The 6,471-nt window shown below is 29.5% G+C and carries 5 protein-coding genes; all 5 read left to right on the forward strand.

Annotation, left to right across the window (positions count from 1 at the left end; all coding sequences use genetic code 11):
• Nucleotides 1-125: 125 nt before the first annotated feature.
• The 5 genes from HUJ77_RS13780 to HUJ77_RS13800 all read left to right on the forward strand — a co-directional run bounded on the left by HUJ77_RS13780 (nt 126) and on the right by HUJ77_RS13800 (nt 6,452).
• Nucleotides 126-1,130, forward strand: coding sequence for an ABC transporter substrate-binding protein (locus HUJ77_RS13780; protein WP_291709554.1), 1,005 nt, complete (start codon nt 126-128; stop codon nt 1,128-1,130).
• Nucleotides 1,130-2,050 carry an ABC transporter permease gene (locus HUJ77_RS13785; RefSeq protein ID WP_291709556.1) on the forward strand — a complete coding sequence of 307 codons (921 nt, stop codon included), beginning with the start codon at nt 1,130-1,132 and terminating at the stop codon, nt 2,048-2,050. The genes HUJ77_RS13780 and HUJ77_RS13785 overlap by 1 nt, the downstream gene beginning before the upstream one ends.
• Nucleotides 2,016-2,810: an ATP-binding cassette domain-containing protein gene (locus tag HUJ77_RS13790; protein WP_291709558.1), complete on the forward strand. Its 795-nt coding sequence runs from the start codon at nt 2,016-2,018 to the stop codon at nt 2,808-2,810. The genes HUJ77_RS13785 and HUJ77_RS13790 overlap by 35 nt, the downstream gene beginning before the upstream one ends.
• A gap of 455 nt (nt 2,811-3,265) precedes the next feature.
• A complete protein-coding gene (adhE, locus tag HUJ77_RS13795) occupies nt 3,266-5,935 on the forward strand; it encodes a bifunctional acetaldehyde-CoA/alcohol dehydrogenase (protein WP_291709560.1) in 2,670 nt (889 codons plus the stop codon).
• A gap of 157 nt (nt 5,936-6,092) precedes the next feature.
• A complete protein-coding gene (locus HUJ77_RS13800; protein ID WP_291709562.1) occupies nt 6,093-6,452 on the forward strand; it encodes a GntR family transcriptional regulator in 360 nt (119 codons plus the stop codon).
• The last annotated feature ends 19 nt before the right edge of the window (nt 6,453-6,471 follow it).

Raw genomic sequence — 6,471 nt, forward strand, 5'->3', positions numbered from 1 at the left:
CTTAAAAATAGTAATAAAATATTATATTTTATATAATATTTATAGTGAATTAAAAATGTAGAATTGTAGGGTTTAAGATTTTATTAAAGATAAAAGTATTTACTTATATTAGGAGGATGGTAAAGATGGTAGGAAAAAAGAAAGTTGCAATTGGGTTATTAGCTTTAGTTATAGCTAGTGCCTTTGTTGGATGCAAAGAAGATTCTAAAGAATCTTCAAATGAAGAAAAAAAATATAATATAGGGATCAGTCAATTGGTACAACACCCAGCATTAGATTCAGCAAGGGAAGGTTTCATTGAAGGATTAAAAGAAAAGGGTTATGAAGAAGGTAAAGATGTTACTTTTGATTATCAAAATGCTCAAGGAGACAACCCTACTTCTCAAACAATAGCACAAAAATTTACTTCTGAGAAAAAGGATTTGATTTTAGCTATTGCAACTACTTCAGCACAAGCAGTATACAATTCAACAAAAGAAATACCAACAGTTTTTACTGCTGTTACTGACCCAGTTGCTGCAGGGATAGCAAAGGATTGGAAAAGCTCTGGAACTAATTTAACTGGAGTTTCTGATATGGTTCCTGTTGATAAACAACTTGAATTATTACTTAAACTTAAACCAGATGTTAAGACTTTAGGAGTAATATATAATACTTCTGAGGCAAATTCAGTAGTGCAAGTAGAAGCATTAAAAACTGAAGCTAGTAAATTGAATCTAAAGATTAAGGAAATTGGAGTTACAAATGTAAATGAAATAAATCAAAATTTAAATGCTGTTATAAAAGACATTGATGCATTATATACACCAACAGATAATACTGTTGCTTCAGCTTATGATTTAGTTGGACAAATTGCTGTTAATAATAATATAGCTGTATTAGGAGCAGAAGAAGCTATAGTATATAAAGGTGGTTTATGCTCAATTGGAATAGATTATTTTAAACTTGGAAAAGAAACTGCTTACAAAGCAGCTGAAATATTAGAAGGTAAAAAGCCAGAAGAAATAGAAATTACTACATTAAATGATATGAGTATTGTAATAAATACAGATGTAGCCAATAAATTAAATATTGATATCCCAAGTGAAATTAAAGAAAATTCTAAAAGTGTAACTGGGGGTGTTAACTAGTGGATTTACTAATTAATGTACTAGAGCAAGGATTGCTTTTTGGAATAGTTGCTATAGGAGTCTATATTACTTATAAAATTTTAGATTTCCCTGATCTATCTGTAGATGGAACTTATCCATTAGGTGCAGCTATATGTGCAGCTTTATTAGTTAAAGATGTAAGTCCTTGGTTAGCAGTATTAGTTGCCACTATAGGAGGAGCTATAGCTGGATTAGCAACTGCACTTTTACATGTAAAGCTTAAAATCACTAATTTAATGTCTGGAATATTAGTAATGATAGGGTTATATTCAATAAACTTAATGGTTATGGGGCAATCAAATATTCCATTATTTAATACTAAAAGTATTTTTACTGGTAATTATAATATAGTTACCATTGTAATAATAACTTTATTAATAAAGTTAGCTTTTGATTTCTTCTTGAAAACAAAGCTTGGTAATTTGCTAATTGCAGTTGGTGATAATGAGCAATTGGTAACATCATTAGGAATAAATAAAAATAATATAAAGATATTAGGATTAATGATAAGCAATGGATTAGTTGCTTTAAGTGGTGCTTTAACTGCTCAATATCAAGGCTTTTCAGATGCTAGTATGGGAACTGGAATAGTTGTTATGGGACTAGCTGCAGTTATAATAGGAGCTTCAATTTTTAAAAAATTGACCTTTATCAAATATACTACAGTTTCAATATTTGGAGCAATTATATATAAACTTGCTATAGCAATGGCATTAAAATTGGGTCTGAATCCAAATTATTTAAAGCTTATGACAGCAGTAATAGTTATAATTGCACTAAGTTTAAATTCAGGAGTGTTTAGATTTAAACGAAAAAGAAGAAAAGCTGAAAGTTATATAAAAAATAAAAAAGGCGGTGATGTTGATGCTAAAGATTCAAGCGTTGCACAAAGTCTTTAATGAAAATACTATTAATGAAAATAGAGTATTCTCTGATTTTTCTTTAGAAGTGAATAAGGGAGATTTTATTACAATAATAGGATCTAATGGTGCTGGAAAATCTACATTATTAAATATTATCTCTGGAAATATTAAATGTGATGATGGGATAATTAAAATTAATGGAGAGGATGTTTCTAAGAAAGATGAATATAAAAGATCAAAAATTATAGGAAGAGTCTTTCAAGATCCATCATTAGGTGTTGCTCCTAATATGACATTATTAGAAAATTTATCCTTAGCAGATAATAAAGGAAAGAAATTTGGCTTAACTTTAGGTGTAAATAAAAAAAGGATTCCATATTATGAAAAACTTCTTAAAGAATTAGACTTAGGACTTGAAGATAAGTTATATAATAAGGTGAATTTATTATCAGGAGGGCAAAGACAAGCGTTAAGTATGTTAATTGCAGTTATGTCTAAACCTAAGCTGTTGTTATTAGATGAGCATACAGCTGCTTTAGATCCAAAAACTTCTTTAAAAATTATGGAAATTACTGATAGGATTGTAAAGGAAACTAACATTACAACTATGATGGTAACTCATAATCTAAAGCAAGCAATAAAAACAGGGAATAGATTAATAATGATGCATAGAGGTAAAATTCTTATAGATGTTAAGGGAAAAGAAAAGGAAGAATTGACAACAGAAAAATTAATGAATTTATTTAAAGAGGCTAATATTAATGATGATTTAAGTGATAGAAGTTTATTAGCATAGAATTATAATTTAATTAGAGACTGCTTAGCAGTCTCTTTTTCTTTTTATATGTATATTTTATATATTTTAATGGAAAAGTAATATTAAATAAAAATTAAATATATTAAAAATTTGTTATTTTAATAACGATTAACTAATTAAAAATAAAAACTAAAAACCGTAAGACTGATTACTTACATTATCAGAATAATAAAACAATTAAGAAAAATCAGTTAAATTAAAGAGAATTTAAAAATAATTCATTTGTATACTATAATAATTGTAAAAAGTAGTTAAAATAAAGTTATTTAATTGGTTTTATAAGGGAAATATAAAATATGATAAAAAATTAACAAAAAAAGATTGACAAAAAATAAACAATCTAATACAATAGGATTATGGTTAAGTTAAACAAATTTTTACATGATAAGTAATTAATTTAAAAATATAAATCTTATCATTTAGGAGGATATAAAATGGTTGTAACAAATGCACAAGAATTAACTCAAAGAATTAATCAATTAAGAGAGGCTCAAAGAATTTTTGCAACTTATACTCAAGAAGAAGTTGATGAAATTTTTAGACAAGCAGCAATAGCAGCAAATGATAATAGAATTAAATTAGCAAAAATGGCAGTTGCAGAAACTGGAATGGGTATAGTAGAAGATAAAGTTATAAAGAATCATTTTGCAGCTGAATATATATATAATCAATATAAAGATATGAAGACTTGTGGTGTTTTAGAAGAAGATAAGACTTATGGAATTACAAAGGTTGCTGAACCAATAGGAGTTATAGCGGCCATAGTTCCAACAACAAATCCAACATCAACAGCAATCTTTAAAACTTTAATAGCTTTAAAAACTAGAAATGCAATTATAATTTCCCCACATCCAAGAGCAAAGAAAGCTACAATTGAAGCGGCTAGAATTGTTTTAGAAGCTGCAGTAAAAGCAGGAGCTCCAGAAGGGATTATAGGATGGATAGATGAGCCATCAGTAGAATTATCTCAAAATGTTATGAGAGAATCAGATATAATTTTAGCAACAGGTGGTCCAGCTATGGTTAAGGCAGCTTATTCATCAGGAAGACCAGCATTAGGAGTTGGTGCAGGTAATACACCAGCAATTATAGATGAAACTGCTCATATAAAAATGGCTGTAAATTCAATACTTCTTTCTAAAACTTTTGATAATGGAGTTATTTGTGCATCAGAACAATCATTAGTTATATTAGAACAAGTATATGATGAGGTTAAAAAAGAATTAAGCGAAAGAGGAGCTTATATCTTAAAGGGTGAAGAAGTAGATAAGGTTAGAGGCGTTATATTAAATGAAAAAGGTGGCTTAAATGCTAATATAGTAGGTCAATCAGCTTATAAAATTGCTGAAATGGCAGGAATTAATATTCCACCTTCAGCTAAGGTTTTAATTGGAGAAGTAGAATCAGTAGAATTAGAAGAACCATTTTCACATGAAAAATTATCACCAATTTTAGCTATGTATAAGGCTAAATCTTATGAAGAAGCTTTACAAAAAGCAGGAAGATTAATTGAATTAGGTGGTATGGGTCATACATCAATTCTTTATACTGATCAAGTTAAATGTAGAGATAGAATATTAGAATTTGGTGAAAAAATGAAAACAGCTAGAACTCTTATAAATATGCCAGCATCACAAGGAGCTATAGGGGATATATATAACTTTAGATTAGCACCATCACTTACTCTTGGCTGTGGATCATGGGGCGGAAATTCAGTTTCTGAAAATGTTGGTCCTAAGCATTTAATTAACATCAAGAGTATAGCTGAGAGGAGAGAAAATATGCTTTGGTTTAGAGTTCCAGAAAAAGTTTACTTCAAATATGGATGCCTACCAGTTGCTTTAGGAGAATTAAAAGATATGGGCAAAAAGAAAGCCTTTATAGTAACTGATAAAGTATTATTCGATATGGGATATACTAATAAAGTAACAGAAGTTTTAGAAAGTAATGGAATACAATTTAAAATATTCTCAGATGTAGAACCAGACCCAACACTTAGATGTGCAAAAGCAGGAGCAAAAGAAATGCTAGATTTCAATCCAGATGTAATAATAGCATTAGGTGGCGGATCTGCTATGGATGCTGCAAAGATTATGTGGGTTATGTATGAACATCCAGAAGTTAACTTCCATGATTTGGCTATGACATTTATGGATATAAGAAAGAGAATATATAAATTCCCTACTATGGGTGATAAAGCTATGATGGTTGCTATAGCAACATCAGCAGGAACAGGTTCAGAAGTAACTCCATTTGCTGTTATTACAGATGAAACTACAGGAGTTAAATATCCACTTGCAGATTATGAACTAACTCCTGATATGGCAATAGTAGATGCTGAACTTATGATGACATCTCCAAAGGGATTAACAGCATGTGCTGGGATAGATGTATTAGTTCACTCAATAGAAGCATATGTATCAATAATGGCTTCAGAATACACTAATGGTTTAGCTTTAGAAGCAATTAGATTAGTATTTAAGTATTTACCAGATGCTTATAATGAAGGAACTACAAATGTAAAGGCAAGAGAAAAGATGGCTCATGCATCATGTATGGCTGGTATGGCATTCTCAAATGCATTCTTAGGAGTAACACACTCAATGGCTCATAAATTAGGTGCATTCCATCACTTACCACACGGTATGGCTAATGCATTATTAATGAATGAAGTTATAAGATTTAATGCAACAGATGCGCCTACTAAGCAAGCTGCTTTTGCTCAATATAAATATCCAAATGCAGCATGGAGATATGCTAAGATTGCAGATCACTTAGGATTAGGTGGAAACACTGATGAAGAAAAGGTTGAATTATTAATTAAAGCTATAGATGAATTACAAGATAAGGTTAATATGCCTAAGACAATACATGATGCTGGAGTTAGCGAAGTTAAGTTCTTAGAAACTTTAGATGAAATGGTAGAGCAAGCATTTGATGACCAATGTACAGGAGCTAACCCAAGATATCCATTATTCAGTGAGTTAAAAGAAATGTATTTAACTTCATACTACGGAAAGAATGCTAAAGTTGAAGAAGTTAAAGCTGAAGCAGCTCCAACTACTAATAATAACCACAAACACAATCATAAAAAACACAAATAGTTTTTAATATAAAAGAGGATTCAAAATAAACTTTGAATCCTCTTTTTCTTTATATATATTCAAAAAATGAATTTTTTTTATAAAAAACTGTTTACATTTACAGTGTGTGGGTGTATTATATTATTAATACAGTAGTATTCAGATGAGGAGGTTGAAAATGGAGTTTCAAATAAATTCTAAGGAACCTATTTATACTCAGATTATTAATTATATGAAAAAGCAAATAATCAAGGGTAATTTAAAAGGAGGCGACAGAATCTTGTCTGTAAGAGAATGTGCTAGTGAACTTAAAGTAAATCCAAATACAATACAAAGAGCTTATACAGAATTAGAAGATATTGGATTAATATATACACAAAGAGGAATTGGCAAATTTGTAGTTGACGATACACAAAGGATTAAGGAATTACAGATAGAGATGTTAAAGGATGTTGTAGACAATTTTATTAAAGAATCAAAAGAGCTAGGAGTAAATAAAGACGATATAATAGAGATTTTAAATGAAAGGTATAATTAGGGAGGTTTAAATTGGAAAA

The sequence above is a fragment of the Clostridium sp. genome, from assembly GCF_021443865.1.
GTDB lineage: Bacteria > Bacillota > Clostridia > Clostridiales > Clostridiaceae > Clostridium.